Annotated in this window: 20 protein-coding genes and 2 tRNA genes; 9 read left to right on the top strand and 13 right to left on the bottom strand. The window is 70.2% G+C overall.

Annotation, left to right across the window (positions count from 1 at the left end):
• Window positions 1–109: 109 nt before the first annotated feature.
• Window positions 110–1,948 carry a phosphoenolpyruvate carboxykinase (GTP) gene (locus tag VFH10_RS07200; RefSeq protein ID WP_325127398.1) on the bottom strand — a complete coding sequence of 613 codons (1,839 nt, stop codon included), beginning with the start codon at window positions 1,946–1,948 and terminating at the stop codon, window positions 110–112.
• Between the two features lie 210 nt (window positions 1,949–2,158).
• On the opposite strand from VFH10_RS07200, the gene VFH10_RS07205 reads away from it, so the two are divergent.
• A complete protein-coding gene (locus tag VFH10_RS07205; RefSeq protein ID WP_325127400.1) occupies window positions 2,159–3,022 on the top strand; it encodes an alpha/beta hydrolase in 864 nt (287 codons plus the stop codon).
• 20 nt (window positions 3,023–3,042) lie between these two features.
• Here the strand turns inward: VFH10_RS07205 and VFH10_RS07210 are convergent.
• The 12 genes from VFH10_RS07210 to dnaA all read right to left on the bottom strand — a co-directional run bounded on the left by VFH10_RS07210 (window position 3,043) and on the right by dnaA (window position 16,444).
• Window positions 3,043–3,115, bottom strand: a tRNA-Ala gene (locus tag VFH10_RS07210).
• 28 nt (window positions 3,116–3,143) lie between these two features.
• On the bottom strand, window positions 3,144–3,272 hold the full coding sequence (locus VFH10_RS07215; RefSeq protein WP_325127402.1) for a DLW-39 family protein: 129 nt from the start codon (window positions 3,270–3,272) through the stop codon (window positions 3,144–3,146).
• A 144-nt stretch (window positions 3,273–3,416) separates the two neighbouring features.
• Window positions 3,417–4,253: an MBL fold metallo-hydrolase gene (locus VFH10_RS07220; RefSeq protein WP_325127404.1), complete on the bottom strand. Its 837-nt coding sequence runs from the start codon at window positions 4,251–4,253 to the stop codon at window positions 3,417–3,419.
• 134 nt (window positions 4,254–4,387) lie between these two features.
• Window positions 4,388–4,464: transfer RNA gene (locus VFH10_RS07225), tRNA-Ile, on the bottom strand.
• 142 nt (window positions 4,465–4,606) lie between these two features.
• Window positions 4,607–5,212, bottom strand: a complete 606-nt coding sequence (locus tag VFH10_RS07230; protein ID WP_325127406.1) for a DUF3566 domain-containing protein — start codon at window positions 5,210–5,212, stop codon at window positions 4,607–4,609.
• Window positions 5,212–7,962: a DNA gyrase subunit A gene (gene gyrA / locus VFH10_RS07235; protein ID WP_325127408.1), complete on the bottom strand. Its 2,751-nt coding sequence runs from the start codon at window positions 7,960–7,962 to the stop codon at window positions 5,212–5,214. The genes VFH10_RS07230 and gyrA overlap by 1 nt, the downstream gene beginning before the upstream one ends.
• Before the next feature lie 121 nt (window positions 7,963–8,083).
• The gene (gyrB, locus tag VFH10_RS07240) at window positions 8,084–10,105 is read right to left on the bottom strand and encodes a DNA topoisomerase (ATP-hydrolyzing) subunit B (RefSeq protein ID WP_325127467.1); all 2,022 of its coding nucleotides are present in this window, start codon (window positions 10,103–10,105) and stop codon (window positions 8,084–8,086) included.
• 435 nt (window positions 10,106–10,540) lie between these two features.
• Complete coding sequence (locus tag VFH10_RS07245; RefSeq protein ID WP_325127410.1) at window positions 10,541–11,134, bottom strand: DUF721 domain-containing protein; 594 nt, start codon at window positions 11,132–11,134, stop codon at window positions 10,541–10,543.
• Window positions 11,124–12,293 (bottom strand): DNA replication/repair protein RecF, encoded by a 1,170-nt coding sequence (gene recF / locus VFH10_RS07250; RefSeq protein WP_325127412.1) that lies wholly within the window; start codon window positions 12,291–12,293, stop codon window positions 11,124–11,126. Before recF ends, VFH10_RS07245 begins: the two co-directional genes overlap by 11 nt.
• Before the next feature lie 13 nt (window positions 12,294–12,306).
• Entirely contained in the window at window positions 12,307–13,284 is a 978-nt protein-coding gene (gene gnd, locus VFH10_RS07255) for a phosphogluconate dehydrogenase (NAD(+)-dependent, decarboxylating) (RefSeq protein ID WP_325127414.1), read from the bottom strand.
• 69 nt (window positions 13,285–13,353) lie between these two features.
• Window positions 13,354–14,505, bottom strand: a complete 1,152-nt coding sequence (gene dnaN / locus VFH10_RS07260; RefSeq protein ID WP_325127416.1) for a DNA polymerase III subunit beta — start codon at window positions 14,503–14,505, stop codon at window positions 13,354–13,356.
• Window positions 14,506–14,992: 487 nt separating this feature from the next.
• Entirely contained in the window at window positions 14,993–16,444 is a 1,452-nt protein-coding gene (gene dnaA, locus VFH10_RS07265) for a chromosomal replication initiator protein DnaA (RefSeq protein ID WP_325127468.1), read from the bottom strand.
• Between the two features lie 625 nt (window positions 16,445–17,069).
• On the opposite strand from dnaA, the gene rpmH reads away from it, so the two are divergent.
• The 8 genes from rpmH to VFH10_RS07305 all read left to right on the top strand — a co-directional run bounded on the left by rpmH (window position 17,070) and on the right by VFH10_RS07305 (window position 22,667).
• Window positions 17,070–17,207, top strand: a complete 138-nt coding sequence (gene rpmH, locus VFH10_RS07270) for a 50S ribosomal protein L34 (protein ID WP_068107494.1) — start codon at window positions 17,070–17,072, stop codon at window positions 17,205–17,207.
• Window positions 17,208–17,223: 16 nt separating this feature from the next.
• A complete protein-coding gene (rnpA, locus tag VFH10_RS07275) occupies window positions 17,224–17,625 on the top strand; it encodes a ribonuclease P protein component (protein WP_325127422.1) in 402 nt (133 codons plus the stop codon).
• Window positions 17,622–17,885 carry a membrane protein insertion efficiency factor YidD gene (gene yidD / locus VFH10_RS07280; protein WP_325127424.1) on the top strand — a complete coding sequence of 88 codons (264 nt, stop codon included), beginning with the start codon at window positions 17,622–17,624 and terminating at the stop codon, window positions 17,883–17,885. Before rnpA ends, yidD begins: the two co-directional genes overlap by 4 nt.
• A 36-nt stretch (window positions 17,886–17,921) precedes the next feature.
• Window positions 17,922–18,920 carry a membrane protein insertase YidC gene (yidC, locus tag VFH10_RS07285; RefSeq protein WP_414689845.1) on the top strand — a complete coding sequence of 333 codons (999 nt, stop codon included), beginning with the start codon at window positions 17,922–17,924 and terminating at the stop codon, window positions 18,918–18,920.
• A 48-nt stretch (window positions 18,921–18,968) separates the two neighbouring features.
• On the top strand, window positions 18,969–19,580 hold the full coding sequence (locus VFH10_RS07290; RefSeq protein WP_325127428.1) for a protein jag: 612 nt from the start codon (window positions 18,969–18,971) through the stop codon (window positions 19,578–19,580).
• A 92-nt stretch (window positions 19,581–19,672) separates the two neighbouring features.
• A complete protein-coding gene (gene rsmG / locus VFH10_RS07295) occupies window positions 19,673–20,356 on the top strand; it encodes a 16S rRNA (guanine(527)-N(7))-methyltransferase RsmG (RefSeq protein ID WP_325127469.1) in 684 nt (227 codons plus the stop codon).
• A gap of 227 nt (window positions 20,357–20,583) precedes the next feature.
• Window positions 20,584–21,591, top strand: a complete 1,008-nt coding sequence (locus VFH10_RS07300; RefSeq protein ID WP_325127430.1) for a ParA family protein — start codon at window positions 20,584–20,586, stop codon at window positions 21,589–21,591.
• Window positions 21,588–22,667 carry a ParB/RepB/Spo0J family partition protein gene (locus tag VFH10_RS07305; RefSeq protein WP_325127432.1) on the top strand — a complete coding sequence of 360 codons (1,080 nt, stop codon included), beginning with the start codon at window positions 21,588–21,590 and terminating at the stop codon, window positions 22,665–22,667. The genes VFH10_RS07300 and VFH10_RS07305 overlap by 4 nt, the downstream gene beginning before the upstream one ends.
• Window positions 22,668–22,708: the final 41 nt, after the last annotated feature.

Consider the following 22,708-nt stretch of genomic DNA (forward strand, 5'->3'; position numbering starts at 1 on the left):
TTGAGTTGCCAGGAATGCGCGTCGAGTCGCCAAGGAATCCAGGTGGGAGTGGCGACTCAACCCGAATCGTTGGCAACTCAACCCGGATACGTGGCAACTCGACCCACGGTCAGGCCTCGTCGAGGGCGGCGGCGACCCGGCGGTGGGCCTCCCAGATCTCCTCGGGCAGTCCGTCGAACTGCTTGAGGTGGTCCTCGCGGAAGCCCATCTCCTCGCGCCAGCGGGGGACGTCGAGGTCGAGGAGGGTGGCCAGGTCGGCGGGGTCGACCTCGCAGCCCTCGAGCATCAGCTCCTCCTCGGTGGGCAGGATGCCGACCGGCGTCTGCCGGCCGGTGACCTCCCCGGCCCGCAGCTGCAGCAGCCACAGCAGCGGCCGCAGGTTGTCGCGGTAGCCGGGCCAGAGGAAGTGGCCGTCGCCCGGGTCCTTCTGGAACCAGTTGACGTGGGCGAAGATCGGCTGGTCGGTGGCGGCGCCGACGATGCGCAGCCAGTGGGCGGCGTACTCGCCCTCGGAGTAGGACATGAACGGCCGCATCGACATCGGGTCGTAGCGAAGCTGCCCGTCCACGCCCTCGGCCGCGAACGTCGCCTCGGCGCCGAGGGTGAGCCCGTCGTACACGCCTTCGGCGAGGTCGGTGATCGCCCGGACCAGCGGCTCGCGGTCGCTGGTGCGGCCGCCGAAGATGATCGCGTCGATCGGCACCCCGCGCGGGTCCTCGAAGTCCTCGGCGACGTTGGGCACGTTGGCCAGCGTGGTGGTGAACCGGCTGTTGGGGTGGGACCAGGGCTCGTCGACCTCGTCGCCGGTGCGCTCGGAGATCAGCCGGCCCCGCCAGTCGCGCCAGCCGGTGACGTCCGCGGGGGGTGTCTTGGTCTTCCCCTCCCACCACACCTCGTGGGTGACCTCGTTGTAGGCGACGTTGGTGAAGATCGCGCCCGTGCCGGGTCCGACGGAGCGCAGGCCAGTCGGGTTGGTGGACTCGTTGGTGTCCTTGGCGACGCCGAACACTCCGAACTCGGGGTTCATCCCGTACAGCCTGCCGTCGGCCGGGTCGACCCAGAGCCAGGCGATGTCGTCGCCGAAGAAGGAGACGTGGTAGCGGTCGCCGAGGGCGTCCGGGGCGAGCATCATGGCCAGGTTGGTCTTGCCGGAGGCGCTCGGGAAGCCGCCGCAGATGTGGAACTTGCGGCCGGTCTCCTTGTCGGTGATGCCGATGAGCATGAACTGCTCGGCGAGGAACTTCCCGGAGGCCCAGCCGTCGTAGGCGGCCTGGCGCAGGCCGTGGGCGATCTTGCCGAGCAGCGCGTTGCCGCCGTACGACGAGCCGAAGTGCAGGATCGTGCGCTCGTCGGCGACCGTGACGAAGTAGCGCTGGTCGTTGTCGGTGCCCTGGCCGAGGTTCTCGAGGTCGCCGGTCACCTGGACGGCCCGCACGAAGTGGTTGGGGTCGGCGAGGTTCTCCACGTGCTCGATGCCCACCCGGGCCATCCGGATCATGTGCAGCACCACGGGGCGGTGGTCGGTGAGCTCGACGCCGACGGCGTACTCCTCCAGCGGCGAGCCGGGCGGTGCCATGAGGTACGGCACGACGTACATCGTCTTGCCGGCCGAGGCGCCGCGCATCCGCTCCTTCAGCATCGGCGTCATCTCCGAGGCGGACCGCCAGTTGTTGTAGACGCCGCGGTCCTCGGCCTTGCTGGTGGCGACGATCGTGCGCTCCTCGGAGCGGGCGGTGTCCTTGTGGTAGCTGCGCGAGTAGTAGAGACCCTCGCCGGCCGGCTGCAGCTCTCCCGCCTCGAGGGCCTCCTTGATCAGGCGGGCGTCGTCGGCGGCGGTGACCACCTCGACGCGAGCGGCGCCCGTGAGCTCGGCCCAGTAGGTCACGTACTCCCGGACCTTGGCGTTCTTCAGTCCCGCCTCGTCCAGCACCGCTTCCGCGTCGGTCATCTTCGTCAGGTCCTCTCGGGGTCAGCCGCCGGGTCAACCGCATCATCGCGCCTTTTGCACCTTGTGCACAGCGCCGTGAGGGTCCGCTCTACCAGTCCGCGACCGGGCTCTTCAAGACCCGGTGGAAAGGCGTCGTTCGTGGACCGCGGCCGCGGGCAGCCGAGGCCCGTGGAGCGATGAGTTCCGGCTACGTCGCCGGTCGGTCCATGCATGAGCGACCGGCTGGTGACCGTCGACGGGGTGGAGCTGTGCCTGGAGACGTTCGGCGACCGGGCCGATCCGGCCGTCCTCCTGATCGCCGGTGCGGCGGTCTCGATGGACACGTGGGAGGTCCGGTTCTGCGAACTGATCGCCACACATGGACTCTTCGTGATCCGCTACGACCACCGGGACACCGGCCGCTCCGCGAGCTCACCGGCCGGCCGGCCGTCGTACTCGGCCGCCGAGCTGACCACGGATCCGTTGCGCGTCCTGGACGCGCTGGAGATCGCCCGCGCACATCTGGTGGGCGTCTCGATGGGCGGTGGCATCGCACAGGAGCTCGCGGCCCTCCATCCGGACCGCGTCCGGACGCTGACCCTGATCGCCACCAGCCCCGCCGGAGAGCACACATCCGGACCACTTCCACGGATGCAGCCGGAGCTCGCGGCGCACTTCGAGGACCCCGCTCCGGAGCCGGACTGGGACGACCGCGTCGCGGTAGTCGACTATCTCGTCGAGAGTGAGCGTCCCTTCGCGGGCACGCTCGGGTTCGACGAGACGCGGGCGCGAGACGTCGCCACGACCTTCGTCGACCGGACTCGAGACATCGAGGCCGCCGCGAAGAACCACTGGATCCTCGCCGGTGACGAAGGGGTCGCGTTCCGGCTCGCCGACATCTCCGCGCCGACGCTCGTGCTGCACGGCACCGCCGACCCGGCGTTCCCGCTCGCCCACGGCGAGGCGCTGGCGGCCGGGATCCCTCATGCCTCGCTGGTCAGGCTCGACGGGATGGGTCACGAGGTGCCGCCGCCGGAGCTGTGGGACGTCGTGGTGCCCGCGATCGCTCGGCACACGTCAGCCCACGCAGGCTGAACCGAGCGCGGACAGTTCGGTGGAGCCAAGGGGACTCGAACCCCTAACCCCCTGCTTGCAAAGCAGGTGCGCTACCAATTGCGCCATGGCCCCTTTTGCCGGCAGCGCCGGCGGCTGTTCCTCAGGAGCTCTTGGTGACGTTGTCCGTCGCCTCGGCCCAGAGGGCCTGCTCCTGCTGGCCGGCCTTGAGCTTCCGGTTGGCGAGCACGGCGCCCGCGGCGGCCAGGGCGATGAGCAGCAGCTTCTTCACGGTGGAACCTCTCGATGCGGCGTACGACCGTCTGTGGCCGAGCGGAAACTCTAGCAACCCGGGACCCGCCGGCTCGCTGCGGAGCCTGCAGATTCGCCACCGAGGCACCCCCGCTGCCGTGAGGTCCGGTGGTGGAAGCGGTCGTTACCCGGGGGTCCCGTCCCGGTCTCTGCTTCCACCGAAGCGCTGGGCCTGCCCCGCGTGGATGTCGCTCACCCATTCCCAGCCAGGCTTGGCCGACGGACCGATCCGCGGGTCGTCGGGATCACGGGCGTCACGCAGGGCGTGCACGTAGGCTCGATCCTGTTCGATCCTTGCGCGCACCTCGTCGGCTCTGGCGACGGACCCGTGACCGGGGATGAGGACATCGACGTCGTCCGCGACGCCCTCGAACAGCCGCAGCGCTGCCAGGTAGTCCTCGATCGGGTCATTGGTGCCGTTCAGGTCGTCGAGCATCGGGATGAACACGTCGGAGAGCATGTCGCCGGCGACGAGAACCCCGCGTTCTTCGACCCACAGGCCGGCATGGCCCGGGGCGTGACCCTGATGCTCGAGGATCCGGACCGTCGGTCCGTCCCAAGGAATCTGTGCAGCCTCGGCGGGCAGACCGGTGATCAGGCCGAACAGGTCCAGGGGAGTCTCGTCGGCGATCTCCGGCGGTAGCCCCTCGGCGATGCGGGCCTCCCAGTCCGCGTCGGACCGCAGGTCTCGCAGGTACGCCGCGCAGCGGGCCGTGCCGTACCGGGGCGCATCACCGAGCTCGGCGTGCCAGAGCACGTGATCCCAGTCCGGGTGCGTCGCGAAGCCGGCCACGACGGGCTGCCCCAGCCCGCGGAGGTCGTTCGCCAGGCATGCCATCTCGTCACCTGTGATCCCGGGGTCCGCCAGCAGCACACCGTCCGCGCCCTGCACGACGACTGTATTGTTCCGGAGCAGCTCGCTCTGGTGGACCAGCACACCTTCCGAGACCTGGTTCAGCATGGGCTTCCTCCCACTCGTGGACCGCGACCGCCGTCTGGGGATGACGGTAGTCACCCGGCGGCGATTGGTGGCAGGTGCGGGAACGGCAAAACCCCCGCTGTCCGTGCTGGTGCCGGTTCGCGGGGGTTTGTGGGTGGTGGGCCTAAGAGGACTTGAACCTCTGACCTCTTCCTTATCAGGGAAGCGCTCTAACCGTCTGAGCTATAGGCCCGTGGCGTGCGTTGATGGTGCAGTGACGCGCGGCCGAACGGGTGTCCGAGCGGCTGCCGACGGGAGAGATTACCCCATCGCGTCGACGGCTCCCAAACCGAGCCGGCGGCCTTACGCCGGCGCGGCCGGGGAGTCGCTCGGGCTCAGTGGTCGTCCTCGGCGAGCGTGACCTCGAGGCCGCCGAGCAGGGCAGCAGCGAGGTTGTAGAGGAAGGCGCCGAGCGTGGCGATCGCCGTGATCAGGATGACGTCGACCACTGCCACGATCATGGTGAACCCGAGCACGCGACTGGTGCCGACATAGTTCTCGATGTCGAAGGTGTCGGCGGACTCGCCACCCAGCACGTCGGTGACCGTGGAGTTGATGGAGTCCCAGACGCCGGCGGCGCCGAGCACTGCCCAGACGACGGCAACCGACACGACGGTGACGATGCCGAACGCGATGGAGAGCAGGAACGACGTCTTCATCACCGACCACGGGTCGAGGTGCACCAGCCGCAGCCGGGCGCGGCGGGTGCGGGGCCGGCGCGGCGGCTGACCGGACGGTCCCGGGGAGGGCCGGGCAGCGGTCGTCGTACCGGTGCCGGGACCGGAGGGCGACGCGGCCTGCTGGACCGCGCTGCCCGCCGCGGACACGGCGGCCGAGACCCGCTCGCTCAGCGGTCGCCGCGACTCGTCGGTGGCCTGTCCGGGCGCACCGAGCGATCGTCGTGGTGCCAGCGGCGTGTCATCGGCACGTCGGTCGGCCATCAGGACTCCTCGGTGGTGGCTTCGTCGTCAGCCGGCTCGTCTCCGGGCCGGTCCGTCACGATTGTCGCATCCTCCTGGTCAGAGTCGCGATTCGTGACCGAGTCGGACTCGTCAACGGCGGCCGCAGCGGCGTCCTCGCTCTTCACATCGGTCCCGTCACTCACTGCTTCCTCCACCGCCTCTTCGATCTCGGTGGCGCGCTCGACGCTGCGGGCGACCTGGGCGACGCCGTCGCCCTCGCTGACGCCGACGAACCGGACGCCCTTGGTGTCGCGGCCGGTCGGGCGCAGGTGCTCGTCGATCGCGCTGCGGGTGACCTGCCCGGACTGCTTGATCGCCAGCACCTCGTCGCCCTCGACGACGATGAAGGCCCCGACCAGGTTGCCGCGCTCGTCGTCCTGCTTCATCGCCTTGATGCCGAGGCCGCCGCGGGACTGCTGGCGGTACTCCGAGATCCGGGTGCGCTTGGCGAAGCCGCCGTCGGTGATCGTGAAGACGTACTGCTCCTGCACTCCGGGCAGGTCGCCGGGCTCGGTCGACGCGCCTGCCTCGGCCGCCCTGGCGGCCGCCGCTTCCTCAGCGGCGACCTGCTCTGCACGGATCACCGACATCGACAGCAGCTGGTCGCCGTCGCGGAACTTCATGCCGGTGACGCCGGAGGTGGCCCGGCCCATGGCCCGCAGGTCACGCTCGGCCGGGAAGCGGATCGCCTGGCCCTTGCGGGAGACCAGCAGGACGTCGTCGCCGTCGTTGACGAGCTCGGCGCCGATCAGCTCGTCGTCGTCCTCACGGAAGTTGATCGCGATGACTCCGGCCTGGCGCGGGCTGTTGTAGTCGCCGAGCCGGGTCTTCTTGACCAGGCCGTTGCGGGTGGCCAGCACGAGGTAGGGCGCCTGGTCGTAGTCGCGGATCGCCAGCACCTGGGCGATCTGCTCGTCGGGCTGGAACGACAGCAGCCCGGCCACGTGCCCGCCCTTCGCGTCGCGAGACGCCTCGGGGAGGTTGTAGGCCTTGGTGCGGTAGACCCGGCCGGCGCTGGTGAAGAACAGCAACCAGTGGTGGTTGGTGGTCGCCATGAAGTGCTCGACGACGTCGTCGCCCCTCAGCGTCGCACCGCGGACCCCCTTGCCGCCCCGCTTCTGGGTCCGGTACAGGTCGGCGCGGGTGCGCTTGGCGTACCCGCCGCGGGTGATCGTCACGACGAGGTCCTCGTCGGGGATCAGGTCCTCCATCGAGAGGTCGCCGTCGGCCGCGATGATCTGCGTGCGGCGGTCCTCGCCGTACTTGTCGACGACCTCCTTGAGCTCCTCGGCGATGATCCGGCGCTGGCGGGCGGGGTCGGCGAGGATGTCCTCCAGGTCGGCGATCTCGGTCTCGATCTTGACCAGCTCGTCGATGATCTTCTGCCGCTCCAGGGCCGCGAGGCGGCGCAGCTGCATGTCGAGGATGGCGTTGGCCTGGATCTCGTCGATGTCGAGCAGCTCGATCAGGCCGCGACGGGCGTCGTCGACCTCGGGCGAGCGCCGGATCAGCGCGATGACCTCGTCGAGCATGTCGAGGGCCTTGGCCAGGCCGCGGAAGATGTGCGCACGGCGCTCGGCGTCGGCGAGCAGGAATCGCGTGCGCCGCTGGATCACGTCGATCTGGTGCGCGACCCAGTGGCTGATGAACTGGTCGAGCGTCAGCGTGCGCGGCACACCGTCGACCAGCGCGAGCATGTTGGCGCTGAAGTTGGTCTGCAGCTCGGTGTGCTTGAGCAGGTTGTTGAGCACCACCCTGGCGACCGCGTCGCGCTTGAGCACGACGACGAGCTGCTGCCCGGTGCGCGAGGACGTGTTGTCCTTCACGTCGGCGATGCCCTGCACCTTGCCGGAGTCGGCGAGCTCGGCGATCTTCAGCGCGAGGTTGTCGGGGTTCACCATGTAGGGCAGCTGCGTGATGATCAGCGAGGTGCGGCCCTTGGCGTCCTCGTCGACGTCGATGACCGCGCGCTGGGTCACCGAGCCGCGGCCGGTGCGGTAGGTCTGCTCGATGCCCTGCCGGCCGACGATCAGCGCGGAGTTGGGGAAGTCGGGGCCCTTGATCCGCTCGAGGAGCGCGTCGAGCAGCTCCTCGCGGGTCGCGTCGGGGTGCTCCAGGGCCCAGGTCGCGCCCTCGGCGACCTCGCGCAGGTTGTGTGGCGGGATGTTGGTCGCCATGCCGACGGCGATGCCGGCCGAGCCGTTGACCAGAAGGTTGGGGAATCGCGCGGGCAGGATCACCGGCTCCGAGGAGCGGCCGTCGTAGTTGGGCTGGAAGTCGACGGTGTCCTTGTCGATGTCGCGGACCATGTCCATGGCCAGCGGAGCCATCCGGCACTCGGTGTAGCGCATCGCCGCCGCGGGGTCGTTGCCCGGCGAGCCGAAGTTGCCCTGCCCGTGGATCAGAGGCGCCCGCATCACCCACGGCTGCGCGAGCCGGACCAGGGTGTCGTAGATCGCCGAGTCGCCGTGGGGGTGGTACTGACCCATCACGTCGCCGACCACGCGCGAGCACTTCGAGAAGCCGCGGTCGGGGCGGTAGCCGCCGTCGTACATCGCGTAGAGCACGCGGCGGTGCACGGGCTTGAGCCCGTCGCGTACGTCGGGCAGGGCGCGGCCGACGATGACCGCCATCGCGTAGTCGATGTAGGCCCGCTGCATCGAGGTCTGCAGCTCGACCGGCTCGATGCGGCCGCCGGGACCCGGTCCTTCGATCACGTTGTCAGTCATTCATCCACTCCGTTTGAGCGTCGTGAGGTGCGTGCGCTGGCAAGGCGGACGAGCGAAGGCGGCCCGGGGTCGGCCGTCGAGCGAGGACAACGCAGCCAGCGTGCGTGCATCGCGGCGCTCATCAGATGTCGAGGAACCGGACGTCTTTGGCGTTGCGCTGGATGAAGGAGCGCCGCTGCTCCACGTCCTCGCCCATCAGGATCGAGAAGATCTCGTCGGCCTGGGCGGCGTCGTCGAGCGTCACCTGCAACATCAGCCGCTGGTCGGGGTCCATGGTGGTCTCCCACAGCTCGTCGGCGTTCATCTCACCGAGACCCTTGTAGCGCTGGACAGGGTTCTCCTTGGGCAGCTTCTTGCCCTCCTCGATGCCGGCCCGCATCAGGGCGTCGCGCTCCGAGTCGGAGTAGACGTACTCGTGCTCGTGCGGCTTGTTCCAGCGCAGCCGGTAGAGCGGCGGCTGGGCCATGTAGACGTAGCCGTGCTCGATGAGCGGCTTCATGAAGCGGAACAGCAGCGTCAGCAGCAGCGTGTTGATGTGATGGCCGTCGACGTCGGCGTCGGCCATCAGCACGACCTTGTGGTAGCGCAGCTTGTCGAGGTCGAACTCTTCGTGGATGCCGGTGCCGAGCGCCGAGATGATCGCCTGCACCTCGGTGTTGGCGAGCACCTTGTCGAGACGGGCCTTCTCGACGTTGAGGATCTTGCCGCGGATCGGCAGGATCGCCTGCACCCGCGGGTCGCGGCCCGACTTGGCGGAGCCTCCGGCGGAGTCACCCTCGACGATGAACACCTCGCACTCCGCGGGGTTCGTCGACTGGCAGTCGGACAGCTTGCCGGGCAGGCCGCCCCCGCCGAGCAGGCCCTTGCGGGACCGGGCCAGGTCGCGGGCCTTGCGCGCGGCGATGCGTGCGGAGGCGGCGGCCTGCGCCTTGCGGACGATGTCCTTGCCCTCGGCCGGGTTCTTCTCCAGCCAGTCGCCGAGCTGCTCGTTGACCAGCCGCTGCACGAAGCTCTTGGCCTCGGTGTTGCCGAGCTTGGTCTTGGTCTGGCCCTCGAACTGCGGCTCACCGAGCTTGATCGAGATGATCGCGGTCAGACCCTCGCGGACGTCGTCGCCGGAGACCCGGTCCTCCTTCTTCTTGATCAGGCCCCACTCCTCGCCCCAGTTGTTGACCAGGGTGGTCAGGGCCGCGCGGAAGCCCTCCTCGTGGGTGCCGCCCTCGTGGGTGTTGATCGTGTTGGCGAAGGTGTGCACGGACTCCTGGAACGAGGTGTTCCACTGCATCGCGATCTCGAGGCTCATGCCTTGGTCGTTCTGCTCGGCCTCGAACGAGATGACGCTCGGGTTGGCCTTGTCCTTGCGTCGGTTGAGGTGCTCGACGTAGTCGATCAGGCCGCGGTCGTAGCGGAACCGCTGCTCGAGCGCCTCACCGTCACCCTTGATGGCTCCGTCGGTCGCGGAGCGACCGCCGTCGACGTCCTCGCTGACGGTCTCGTCGGCCACCGCGTCGGCGATGTCCTCGGCGTGAGCGCGCTCGTCACGGACGACGATCTCGAGGCCCTTGTTGAGGAAGGCCATCTCGCGGATCCGGTTGGTGATCGTCTCCAGCGAGAACGTGGTGGTCTCGAAGATGTCGGTGCTCGGCCAGAAGGTGACGGTCGTGCCGGTCTCGTCGGCCGGCTCGAGCTGCTCGAGCGGACCGTCGGGTACGCCGAGGCTGAACATCTGCCGCCAGTGGTACCCACGGTTGCAGACATCGACCTGCAGCTTGCTGCTCAGCGCGTTGACCACCGAGACGCCGACGCCGTGCAGACCGCCGGAGACCTTGTAGCCACCACCGCCGAACTTGCCGCCGGCGTGCAGCATGGTGAGCGCCATCGTCACGGCCGGCATGTCCTGGCCGGGGGCGGTGTCGGTGGGGATGCCGCGGCCGTTGTCCTCGACCCGGAGGCCGCCGTCGGCCAGCAGGGTCAGCCGGATCTGGTCGCAGTGACCGGCGAGCGCCTCGTCCACGGCGTTGTCGACGATCTCCCAGACCAGGTGGTGCAGCCCGCGCTCGCCGGTGGAGCCGATGTACATGCCCGGACGCTTCCGGACCGCGTCGAGCCCCTCGAGCACCTGGATCGCGGAGGCGTCGTACATGCCGTCCTCGACGGCGTGCGAGCTGCCGGCCGGGGCGAGGGCTGCTGCGGTCTCGGAGACCACTTCGGCGGAAGGTCTGGTGTCGGTCGCTGCGTCCCCGTGGGGGGTGGGCTGGTCGGCCACAAGCCATCCTTTGCACTTGGTCGCTCACCGGCAGGAGCCGGGCATGCCGAGACTGGAGCCGGCATGACGAAGGTCGACCCCTTTGGAGTTCGACCTCGGGTCCCAATATACCCGCCAGGGCGTGATTCGAGGCATAGCGACCCTGGGAAAAGGGGGGATCCGGACTCCAGAATGCCGATTCCCGGCCCCGGAGGGCATCCAGGAGACGATGCCAGGGTTGCTTCCGGGTCCCCATACGGCCGCGGCGGCCGCAGATCGCCCCTGACGGGGTTCCCGGGGCCCGGCCGCACAGCGCCCGGCAGCCCAGGTCGGTCAACCGTAGGTGTCGCGCGGACCGCGGCCGTCGCGCATCGAGCGGAGGCCCTTCTTCCAGCTCGGGAGGTGCGGTCCGAGCACCTCGACCAGGGTGACCGTGCCGTCCCCGAGCTCCTCGTTGAGTCGGCGCAGCGCGGTCGGGGCGAGCAGCTTCATCTGGGTCGCCCACGCGGTCGAGTCGGTGCGGACCACGAGCGTGCCTCCGCCGTCTGTGGCCGTGAACGACTCCGGCCGGCAGTGCTGCGCGACCTCGCGGCCGACCAGCAGGTCCCACCGGCTGAACACGCCGTGCACCCGCACGTCGGTGCCCCAGCCCTGGTCGGCGATGAGCCGGCCGATCGTGGTGTCGAGCAGCTGCGGGTCGCGGTCGTCGGGGTGCGCGCCCGACGCGGTGGGGTCGACGACCGGCCGCCGGCCGCGGCGCGGCGGGTTCCGACGCTTCGTCGTACGCCGGCTGCTCGCGAGGCCGCGGGCGATGCTGCGGGCCAGGTCGAGGCCGGTGTCGTCGTGCGCCTCCGCCGAGTTGTCAGACCCTGAGTCGGTCCCGGCCGGTTCACGCCCTGACAACTCGGCGGGGTCGTCAGCTCCCATGGACGGCCACCTCCCCGTCGACGATGTCGATGCGGTGCCCGCGCAGTATGGCGGGCACGTCGGCTGCGACCGCCGCGGTCACCAGCACCTGCTCGGCGCCGGCCACCATCTCGGCGAGCCGGTCGCGGCGGCCGGTGTCTAGCTCGGCGAACACGTCGTCGAGGATCAGGATCGGGTCGTCGCCGCCGGCGCGGAGCAGGTCGTACGACGCGAGCCGCAGCGCGAGCGCGAACGACCAGGACTCCCCGTGGGACGCGTATCCCTTCACCGGCAGGGGTCCGAGCCCGAGCACCAGCTCGTCGCGGTGCGGGCCGACCAGGCTGATGCCGCGCTGCAGCTCGTCGGCGCGACGCCGCGCGAGTTCGGCGAGGATCGCGTCGCGCAGGGGGGCGCGGTCGGGCACCACGCCCGGCTGACCCAGCGGGCCGAGGTCGAACGAGGGCCGGTAGGTCAGGGACGCCTCGGTGCCGTCCGCGCGGGTCGCCGACTGCGCCACTGCTTCGTACGCTGTGCCGACGAGTGGCCCCAGCTCCTCGACCAGCGCGATCCTGGCGGCGAGGAGCTCGGCCCCGACCGCAGCGAGCTGCTGGTTCCACACCTCGATCGTGCTCTCGAAGTGCTCGTCGGGTCCGGTGCGCCGGCCACCCCGTTGTCCGGCGCTCTTCAGCAGGGCGTTGCGCTGGCGCAGCACCCGGTCGTAGTCGGAGCGGATGCCGGCGAAGCGTGGGGCGCGCTGCACCAGGAGGTCGTCGAGGAACCGGCGACGGTCGGAGGGGTCGCCCTTGACCAGCGTCAGGTCCTCGGGGGAGAAGAGCACGGTCCGCACCAGACCGAGCAGCTCGCGGGCCCGGGGGAGGGGTGACTTGTTGATCCGCGCGCGGTTGGAGCGTCCGGGGTTGATCTCGACCTCGAGCAACGCCTCCCGCCCGTCGCGGACCACGACTGCCCGCACCACCGCCTGGTCGGCGCCGGACCTGACCAGCGGCGCGTCGCTCGCGACCCGGTGCGAGGACAGCCGCGCCACGTAGTCGACCGCCTCGACGAGGTTGGTCTTGCCCTGCCCGTTGCGTCCGACGAACGCCGTCACGCCCGGCGGCAGCACGACCTCGACGGCGGCGTAGGACCGGAAGTCGTGCAGAGACAGGCGGACGACGTGCACGTGGTGGGTCGACCTAGCTCTCGCCGGCCGCGGAGTCCGAGCCGGCGTCGGCGGCTCGCGCGGCGTCGCTCTGGTCCGGGGCCCGGTCGGTCCCGGCCTGGTCGCCGCCGGCCGGGGCGTCGGTCCGCACGGCGTGGCCGCCGAACTGGTTGCGCATCGCGGCGACCGCCTTCATCGCCGGGCTGTCGTCCTGCCGCGAGACGAACCGCGCGTAGAGCGCCGCGGTGATCGCCGGGGTGGCGACGGCGTGCTCGATGCCGGCCTCGACCGTCCACCGCCCCTCACCGGAGTCCTCGGCGTAGCCGCGGATCTTGGAGAGCCCTTCGTCGTCGTCGAGGGCCGCGACCATCAGGTCGAGCAGCCACGAGCGGATCACGGTGCCCTCGCGCCACGAGCGGTAGACCTCCGTGACGTTGTCGACCATCTCGGCCTTCTGCAGCAGCTCCCAGCCCTCGGCGTACGCCTGCATGAGGGCGTACTCGATGCCGTTGTGCACCATCTTGGAGAAGTGCCCGGCGCCGACGCCGCCGGCGTGCACCCAGCCGAACTCGCCCTCCGGCTTGAGGGCGTCGAAGACCGGCTGGAGGGTCTTGATGTGCTCGGGGTCGCCGCCGGCCATGAGTGCGTAGCCGTTCTCGAGACCCCAGACTCCTCCCGAGACTCCGCAGTCGACGAAGCCGATCCCCTTGTCAGCAAGGAGATTCCCGTGCTTCTGGTCATCGGTCCACCGGGAGTTCCCGCCGTCGATGACGATGTCGCCCTCGCCGAGCAGGTCGCCCAGGGCGTCCACGGTCGCGCGGGTCGGGTCGCCGGACGGCACCATCACCCAGACGATCTTCGGCGAGGGAAGTCCCTCGACCATCGCCTCGAGACTGTCGACGTCGCTGACCTCGGGGTTGCGGTCGTAGCCGACGACGGTGTGGCCGGCGCGGCGCAGCCGCTCGCGCATGTTGCCACCCATCTTGCCCAGCCCGATGAGGCCGATCTCCATGGTTCTCCTCCCGCGCGCGAATGCTGGCGGTGCGAGCCTACGCCCAAGCGAAGTGGCCGGCCCGGCCGCTCAGGAGAGCAGGCGGCGCGGCATCAGCAGGTAGCGGAACGCGAGGTCGGCCTCGCCGTCCTGGCTGTCGACCCCGACCATCACCGCGGGCTTGGAGGCCTGCGTGAACGCCATCTCGACGACCGGCGACTCCAGCGCGGTCAGCCCGTCCAGCAGGAACTGCGGGTTGAAGCCGGTGGTGATGTCCGCGCCCTTGACCTCGGCGTCGATCTGCTCGGTGGCCAGTGCCTCGTCGCCGCTTCCGGCGTCGAGGGTGAGGACACCGTCGGTGAACGCGAGCTGGACCGCCGTGTTGCGCTCGGCGACCAGGGAGACACGCTTGACCGCCTCGACCAGGGTGGCCCGGTCGACGCGGGCGACCGTCTGCTGCTCGCTGGGGAACAGCGTGCGGACCTTGGGGAACTCGCCGTCGAGAAGTCGGGTGGTGGTCCGGCGTACGCCGCCCCCGGCCGATCCCTCGAAGCCGATGATGCCCTCGCCGGCGCCCGACGTGGACAGCGCGATCGTGACCTCGGCCCCGGCGGTGAGCGACTTCGCGGTGTCGGCCAGCACCTTGGCCGGCACCAGCGCGGCCGCGCTGACGTCGGTGGCGCCCGGGTCCCACTCGAGCTCGCGCAGCGACAGCCGGAACCGGTCGGTGGCCAGCAGCGACAGGTGGGAGCCGTCGATCTCGATCCGGACGCCGGTGAGCACCGGCAGCATGTCGTCGCGGCCCGCCGCGGTGACGGCCTGGGCGACGGCGTTGGCGAACAGGTCGCTGCGCACGGTGCCGGTGGCCTGCGGCATGTCGGGCAGGGAGGGGTACTCCTCGACCGGCATCGTCTGCAGGCTGAACCGGGCGCTGCCGCAGGTCAGCGACACCTTCGCGCCCTCGATGGTCATCTCCACCGGCTTGGCGGGCAGGCTTCGGCAGATGTCGGCGAGCAGCCGGCCGGAGACGAGTGCCCGGCCCTCGTCGGAGACGTCGGCAGGCACCGTGGCGCGGGCGGAGGTCTCGTAGTCGAACGTGCTCAGCTGCAGGCCGTCGCCCTGACCGCCCTGGGTCTCGATCAGCAGGCCGGCCAGCACCGGGGCGCTGGGTCGGACCGGGAGGCTGCGGGCGGCCCAGGCAACGGCGTCGGCGAGGACGTCGCGCTCGACGCGGAACTTCACGGGTGTTCGCCTCCTGCGATGACTCCTGGGACCACGGGGTGCCGGCCGCGAACCACACGAATGTCGGAGCGCGCTGCCAGGGGTGTGCATCCTGCCATGCGCAGGGGGTGCCGCACAGCGGGAGTACCGAAGTTGTGATTCGGGTGTGCGGCCGTCGTCGGAGCCGCGCGACCGAGGTGCCGGACGGTGCGGGTGCGGGTTGTCCCCAGGTCGGGCCGCGCCCCGAAGTTCATCGAGATCTGATCCATGTGTAGTCCCGTCGTACTCACAGGCTCGGTGGAAACTGTGGACAAGTGACGTTTCCGCAGGTCATCGTCGATTTCTCCGTCCCGACCGGGTGTGGACGGACGGTGGACGAACAACACGAGCCTGTGTCCCGCCGACCGGCCGGGCCGTCGTGCACGGGGTTGTCCACAGCTCGTGCACGAGGAAACGACAAGACTGCACACCGTGCTCCCCAGGCGCGCGGACGATCGCGCCGGCTCGGTCACGACTGGCGGGCCTGCTGCTTGATCCGGTTGGTGAGCTCGGTGACCTGGTTGTAGACCGACCGACGCTCCGCGAGGAGCTGGCGGATCTTCTTGTCGGCGTGCATCACGGTGGTGTGGTCGCGACCGCCGAACTGCTGACCGATCTTCGGCAGGGAGAGGTCGGTGAGCTCGCGGCACAGGTACATCGCGATCTGCCGACCGGTGACCAGCACCCGGCTTCGGCTCGACCCGCACAGGTCGTCGATGGAGAGCCCGAAGTACGCCGCGGTCTGGGCGATGATCAGCGCCGCGCTGATCTCCGGCTCCCCGCCCTCGGGGATCAGGTCCTTGAGCACGATCTCGGCGAGCGTCAGGTCGACCGGCTGCCGGTTGAGGCTGGCGAACGCGGTGACCCGGATCAGCGCACCCTCGAGCTCGCGGATGTTGGTCTGGATCTTGCTGGCGATGAACTCCAGCACGTCCGGCGGCGCGGTCATGCGCTCGGTCGCGGCCTTCTTGCGGAGGATCGCGATACGGGTCTCAAGGTCCGGCGGCTGGACGTCGGTGATCAGGCCCCACTCGAACCGGTTGCGCAGCCGGTCCTCGAGCGCCTCGAGCCGCTTGGGTGCGCGGTCGGAGGTGATCACGATCTGCTTGTTGGCGTTGTGGAGGGTGTTGAACGTGTGGAAGAACTCCTCCTGCGTCTGGATCTTCCCCTCGAGGAACTGGATGTCGTCGATCAGCAGCACATCGACGTCGCGGTAGCGGCGCTGGAACATCGCCGCCTTGTCGTCGCGGATCGCGTTGATGAACTCGTTGGTGAACTCCTCCGAGCTGACGTAGCGGACCCGGGCGCCGTTGAACAGGCTGCGGACGTAGTGCCCGATCGCGTGCAGCAGGTGGGTCTTGCCCAGTCCCGAGTCTCCGTAGATCAGCAGCGGGTTGTAGGCCTTGCCGGGTGCCTCGGCGACCGCGACCGCCGCGGCGTGCGCGAACCGGTTGGACGAGCCGATGACGAACGTCTCGAAGATGTACTTGGGGTTGAGCCGGGTCTCCAGGGCGGTGCCGCCGGACTTCCCGCCGGGGGACGAGACGAGCGGCGTCGGTACGTCGAGTGGATTTGTCGACAAGTCGATGGATGGATTGATCGACGGGTGCTGGTCGATCGCCCCGTCGCCGGACCGCGGCTGACCCAGGTGGCCGACCGAGTGGTCTCCGGCCGACGTACCGACGGGAGCGGCGGAGCCCTCGAGCTCGGGGTCCACGGTGACCGCGATCCGCACCTGGGTGCCGAAGGCGTTGCCGAGCGCGTCCTCGAGCCGGGTGCGCAGCCGGCCCTCGAGCTGGTTGCGGGTGAACTCGTCGGCGACCGCGATGATCGCGGTGTGCTCGTGCAGGGTGACGGGGCTGCTCGCGGTGAGCCAGGCGCGCTGGCTGGGCGGCAGGTCGTCGATCAGCGTGCGCCACACGGTCCCGAGATCGGCCGCCGGCGTGCTGCTGGTCTGGCTCTCGTCCGATCCGTCGCTCGGGCTGCCAGTGCCGGAACTGCCGGCGGTGTTGTCGTCCACGCGGGGTCCTCCCCAATCGATTCCTCGTGCGGTCCACACCTTTGTCCACAGGTTGTGCATCCGGAGCCAGCGTGAGTGCGGCACCGGGCCGAGGCCGGTCAGAACGCCCTGTTCTACCGTGGTTCGACCAGGTCACAGACGGTTTTTCGAAGATCCGTCGACGACTGGGTCGAGCGGCTCGGAACCGGAAGGGCGTCCACCGTGGGGAACTCGGGAACGCCGCACGCTAACAAGGGCGATGCCTGTGGATCAAGCGGTTGTCCACAGGTTCCGCAGGATGCATGGACCGGGGGCGACGCGCTCGGTTTGACCCCGTTCGGCGGCCCCCGTACCGTTGGGAGGTCGAACCGGAGTCGACCGGTGCCGCATGCCCACGTCCCGCCAGCCCACGCCGTCACGGCGACCGGGTTGCCAGGCGCCTCTCGCGGGTGCGCGGTGTGGGTCGAACACGCCGGCTCGACCGAGCGGGGCGAATGTAGCCCGGCACCGCAGACCTGACCACTCCCGACACACCGGAGACAAGCTCGTGAGCAAGCGCACGTACCAGCCGAACAACCGTCGCCGCCACAAGGTGCACGGCTTCCGCCTGCGGATGCGCACCCGTGCGGGCCGCGCGATTCTCTCGTCGCGCCGCCGCAAGGGTCGCAAGAGCATCTCGGTCTGACCGTTCCCGTCGACCGGTGCTGACGCGGGCACACCGGCTCACCTCGAGCCGGCTCTACGCCCCCACGATCCGACACGGAGAGCGGGCCGGCACCCGGACGCTCGTCGTCCACCTCGCCGCCCCGGCGCCGTCCGGAGCATCGGCCGACCCGGTGCAGCCCGTCGTGGGCTTCGTCGTCAGCAAGGCGGTCGGCGGAGCGGTCGTACGCAACCAGGTGAAGCGCCGGCTTCGACACCTCGCCCGGGAGCGACTCACGTCGCTGCCGGGCTCCGCCGTGCTCGTGGTCCGCGCCCTCCCGGCGGCCGCGACCGCCTCGTCGGCCGAGCTCGGGGCCGATCTCGACCGTGCGCTCGACCGGGCGCTCGACCGGGCGCTCGGCCGGGTGCGGCAGCGGTCCGCCGCAAGGGGCACTCGGTGAAGTACGTCCTGATCGGGCTCCTCCGCCTGTACCGGCTGCTGATCAGCCCGCTCTACGGCCAGGTGTGCCGCTACCACCCGTCCTGCTCGGCGTACGCGCTCGAGGCGGTGACGGTGCACGGCAGCGTGCGCGGCAGCTGGCTCGCCGTACGTCGTCTCGCCCGCTGTCATCCTTGGGCGGCAGGCGGCTACGACCCCGTTCCCGCTGCCCCGGGCTCGATCGACCCGAGCAGCACCTCCCACCAGTCCTCAGGAGCCTGAGTGATCGACTTCTTCGTCCAGCTGGGCAGCCTCATCATGACGCCGCTCTACTACGCGACGTCCTTCGTGCTGCTGGCGTTCCACCGGCTCTTCGGTGACATCTTCGGCCCGGCCACCGGCATCGCCTGGGTGCTGTCGATCATCGGCCTGACCCTTGTGATCCGTGCCGCGCTGATCCCGCTGTTCGTCAAGCAGATCAAGTCCAGCCGGAACATGCAGCTCATCCAGCCGAAGGTCAAGGAGCTGCAGAAGAAGTACGGCCACGACCGGGAACGTCTCACCCAGGAGACGATGAAGCTCTACAAGGACACCGGGACCAACCCGTTCGCGTCCTGCCTCCCGATCCTGGTGCAGATGCCGATCTTCCTGGCGCTGTTCCGGCTGATCGACCAGGCGGCGAAGAACCCGGACGAGCCCAAGGGGTTCATGACCGAGCAGCTGAACGAGCAGTTCGGCGACGCGGTGTTCCTGGGTGCGAAGATCTCCGACACCTTCCTGTCCACCGACGACCTGAGCGTCCGCGTCCTGGCGGCGGTCCTGGTGATCGCGATGACCGCGACCACCTTCCTCACCCAGCGCCAGCTGATGAGCAAGAACATGCCGGCCGACGCGCTGACCGGTCCTTACGCCCAGCAGCAGAAGATGCTGCTTTACGTCCTGCCGCTGGTCTTCGCGGTCGGCGGCATCGCGTTCCCGATCGGTGTGCTCTTCTACTGGACCACCTCGAACCTGTGGACCATGTGCCAGCAGTTCTACGTGATCCGGAACAACCCGGCTCCCGGCACTCCGGCGCTCAAGGCCAAGGAGGAGCGCGACGCCCGCAAGGCCCAGCGCCGCGCCGAGCGCAAGGGCGTCCCGCTCGAGGAGACCAAGCCGGCCGAGGCCGTGGAGCCGCCCGCCCCGCCTGCTCCGCCTCGGCAGCAGCCCAAGAAGCAGTCCCGCAGTCAGCGGAAGAAGAAGGGCCCGGCCCCCAAGCCACGGCCCGAGTCCCGTGAGACCGGCGATGACACCGAGCCCGGCTCGGCCAGTGCGTAGCCCGCTGCCGAACGCCGACAGACCCGCACGACCAACCAGGAGGACGCCGTGAGCGACCAGGCCGCCGAAGCGCAGATCAGCGACGGGAATCTCGACAACGACCCCGACGAGACCGGGCAGGACCCCACGCCGGACGTCGAGCCGGAAGCCGGCTCGGACACCGGCCCGGACAGCGGCCCGGACAGCGAGGACGCCCCCGACCGGCAGCAGCAGCTCGAGAACGAGGGCGACATCGCCGCCGACTACCTCGAGGAGCTGCTGGACATCGCCGACCTCGACGGCGATCTGGACATGGACGTCGAGGGTGACCGTGCGTCGGTGTCGATCGTCGGTGGCGACCTGTCCCAGCTGGTCGGGCGCGACGGTGAGGTGCTGGAGGCGCTGCAGGAGCTGACCAGGCTCGCGGTCTACCGCGAGACCGGTGAGCGGTCCCGCCTGATGCTGGACATCGGGGGCCACCGAGCCGACAAGCGGGCCCGACTGGAGAAGCTGGCGGCCGAGACGGTGGCCCAGGTGAAGGAGACCGGCGAGCGGGTGTCCCTGCAGCCGATGTCCCCGTTCGAGCGCAAGGTGGTGCACGATGCGGTCGCGGACGCCGGCCTGGGCTCTGAGTCCGAGGGTGAGGAGCCGCGGCGGTACGTCGTGGTGCTGCCCCGTTGAGTGACCCGACACGTGACCCTGTTTCACGTGAAACACCCCCCGCGCCGCCGGCTCCGGCCGAGGCGCGGGGGGTTTTCTCTGCCGCGCTCCCGCTGGCGGAGCGGTTCGCGGAGCTGCTCGCCCACGACGGCGTGATCCGAGGGCTGATCGGACCCCGCGAGACGCCCCGGTTGTGGGAGCGGCACCTCATGAACTGCGCCGTGCTCGGCGAGGCGATCCCGTCGGGCGTGACGGTCTGCGACATCGGCAGTGGCGCCGGACTCCCCGGGTTGGTGCTCGCGCTGGCTCGGCCCGACCTCGAGGTGTGCCTGGTGGAGCCGCTGCTCCGGCGTACCACCTTCCTGGACGAGGCGGTCGACGCCCTCGGTCTCGACAACGTGGAGGTGGTGCGTGGCCGGGCCGAGGAGCTGCACGGCACCCGGGAGTTCACGGTCGTCACCTCGCGCGCGGTCGCGCCCCTCGGCCGGCTCGCTGATTGGTCGATGCCGCTGGTGCGCGAGGGCGGGCACCTGGTGGCGATGAAGGGATCCTCGGCGCACGAGGAGATCGACGCCGCCAGGACGACCCTGCAGCGACTCGGTGCGGGCGTCGTCGAGGTGCTCAGCCTGGGGATCGGACGGATTGATCCACCGACCACGGTGGTGCGAGTGGAAGCCACCCGACCGTCCCGTCTACGTTGGAACCCTTCAACGTCTCGTGGGTCGGCCGGCCCCGGCTCGACTGGTTCGAACCGGTCCCGTCGGCCGCGCTCGCGTAAGAAAGGCCCCCCGTCGTGACCCGATCGTCTCGGACGCTCCCCGGTCTGGGCTGGCCGTCGCCGTCGGAGTCCGATCCCGAGGTCCCGGACCAGCCTGCTGCGCTCGGATGGCCGGGATACCCACAGAATCCACAGCCTGGTCCACAGGCATCAACCGGCACGGATCCGGGCGTTTCACGTGAAACGCCTGCAGATCCGGTTTCACGTGAAACAGAGTCGCCGCTCGCCGTACCCGAGGAGTCGCCGGTGTCCACCCCCTCCCGCTTCGGACCACACCCGGCTCCCGGACCGGTGGCCTACCGCACGGCCGGTGATGTTGCCCGGGTGGTGGCGGACGTCGACGACGGCTCGACGCCGCTCGCCCGGTCGGTCGAGCAGGACATCCTGGTCCGCGAGGGGCTCCGGCTGCGCGGTCCGCTGCCCCGCCCGGATCACACCCGGGTGATGGTGGTCGCCAACCAGAAGGGCGGCGTCGGCAAGACCACGACCACGGTCAACGTGGCCGCGTCGCTGGCCCAGGGAGGTCTGCGCGTGCTGGTCGTCGACCTGGACCCGCAGGGAAACGCCTCCACGGCGCTGGCCATCGAGCACCACCGGGGGATCCCGTCCACGTACGACGCGATGGTCGACTCCGCGCCACTGGTGGACATCGTGACGCCGAGCCCGGAGATCGACGGCCTCTTCGTGGTGCCGGCGACCATCGACCTGGCCGGCGCCGAGATCGAGCTGGTCAGCATGGTGGCCCGGGAGAGCCGGCTCCGGAAGGCCCTGCTCGCGCACCCGCAGATCCGCCCCGACCGGACCGGCGGCGACGGCGACGAGGACAGGTTCGACTACGTGCTCATCGACTGCCCGCCGTCGCTCGGGTTGCTCACCCTGAACGCCCTGGTCGCCGGCGACGAGATGCTGATCCCGATCCAGGCCGAGTACTACGCGCTCGAGGGTCTTGGCCAGCTCCTGGAGACGGTGGAGATGGTGAAGGCGCACCTGAACCCCGGCCTCGAGGTCTCCACGATCATGCTCACGATGTACGACGCGCGCACCCGGCTGTCCGCCGGCGTCGCGGAGGAGGTGCGCGGGCACTTCGGTGACCAGGTGCTGCGCACCGCCATCCCCCGCTCGGTGCGGATCTCCGAGGCGCCGAGCTACGGGCAGACCGTGATCACCTACGACCCGGGTTCGCCCGGAGCGCTCAGCTACCTCGAAGCATCCCGTGAGATGGCCATGAAGGTGACCGCAGGAGGACCCCGATGACCCAGAAGCACCAGACCCGACGCGGGCTCGGCCGCGGGCTGGGCTCGCTGATCCCGACCGCACCGCGTCCGGAGGGGACTCCGGGAGCCGACGGCCACGCGGACGGCACCGGCGTGCCGGGCACCGGGGACGTCCCGGTCGCCGCCGACCCCGGCGCGCACGAGCCGGGGTCGAACCACAACGGCAGCGGCCCCGCCGCCGAGGCCGGGTTGCAGACGGGGGAGACGCTGCGGCCGGTCGACGGCGCGTACTTCGCCGAGCTCCCGGTGACCGCGATCGCCCCGAACCCGCGGCAGCCCCGGCAGGTCTTCGACGAGGAGGCGATGGCCGAGCTGGTCCACTCGGTGCAGGAGGTCGGCCTGCTGCAGCCTGTCGTCGTGCGACCGGTGGGCTCTCCGGACGAGCCGCGCTACGAGCTGATCATGGGCGAGCGCCGCTGGCGCGCCACCCAGCAGGCCGGCCTAGAGGTGATCCCCGCGATCGTACGGGAGACCGGCGACGACGCGCTGCTCCGGGACGCGCTGCTGGAGAACCTGCACCGTTCGGAGCTCAACCCGCTGGAGGAGGCGGCCGCCTACCAGCAGCTTCTCGACGACTTCGGCTGCACGCACGAGGAGCTGGCCGGGCGGATCGGGCGCAGCCGCCCGCAGATCAGCAACACGCTCCGGCTGCTGAAGCTGTCCCCGGCCGTGCAGCGGCGGGTCGCCGCCGGCGTGCTCTCGGCGGGCCACGCCCGGGCCCTGCTCGCGGTCGACAACGCCGACATCCAGGACCGGCTGGCCGGGCGCGTGGTGGCCGAGGGGATCTCGGTGCGCGGCCTGGAGGAGATCGTCACCGTTGGCGACCTGGGGTCGGGCGCCCGCCCCGCGGTACGCCGCAGCAAGCCCACCGCCCCGGGACTCGCGGACCTGGCCGAGCGGCTCTCCGACCGGCTCGAGACCCGGGTCAAGGTCGACCTCGGCCGCTCCAAGGGCAAGATCACCGTCGAGTTCGCCTCGATCCCGGATCTCGAGCGGATCGTCGCGATCATGGACCCGGGCGCCGACCGGCCCGTCGAGGGATCGACTCAGGCATAGGTCGATTTACCGACTTGGTGATTTGTCGACAAATCGACAGA

This window comes from Nocardioides sp., from assembly GCF_035697785.1.
Lineage (GTDB): Bacteria > Actinomycetota > Actinomycetes > Propionibacteriales > Nocardioidaceae > Nocardioides_B.

Coding starts and splice junctions, on each gene's coding strand:
- VFH10_RS07205 (WP_325127400.1), top strand. CDS start 2,159: ATGAGCGACCGGCTGGTGACCGTCGACGGGGTGGAGCTGTGCCTGGAG.
- VFH10_RS07230 (WP_325127406.1), bottom strand. CDS start 5,212: ATGGCCGACCGACGTGCCGATGACACGCCGCTGGCACCACGACGATCG.
- yidC (WP_414689845.1), top strand. CDS start 17,922: ATGACGCCGCTCTACTACGCGACGTCCTTCGTGCTGCTGGCGTTCCAC.
- VFH10_RS07245 (WP_325127410.1), bottom strand. CDS start 11,134: ATGGGAGCTGACGACCCCGCCGAGTTGTCAGGGCGTGAACCGGCCGGG.
- VFH10_RS07200 (WP_325127398.1), bottom strand. CDS start 1,948: ATGACCGACGCGGAAGCGGTGCTGGACGAGGCGGGACTGAAGAACGCC.
- VFH10_RS07305 (WP_325127432.1), top strand. CDS start 21,588: ATGACCCAGAAGCACCAGACCCGACGCGGGCTCGGCCGCGGGCTGGGC.
- gyrB (WP_325127467.1), bottom strand. CDS start 10,105: ATGTACGACGCCTCCGCGATCCAGGTGCTCGAGGGGCTCGACGCGGTC.
- VFH10_RS07220 (WP_325127404.1), bottom strand. CDS start 4,253: ATGCTGAACCAGGTCTCGGAAGGTGTGCTGGTCCACCAGAGCGAGCTG.
- gyrA (WP_325127408.1), bottom strand. CDS start 7,962: ATGACTGACAACGTGATCGAAGGACCGGGTCCCGGCGGCCGCATCGAG.
- gnd (WP_325127414.1), bottom strand. CDS start 13,284: ATGGAGATCGGCCTCATCGGGCTGGGCAAGATGGGTGGCAACATGCGC.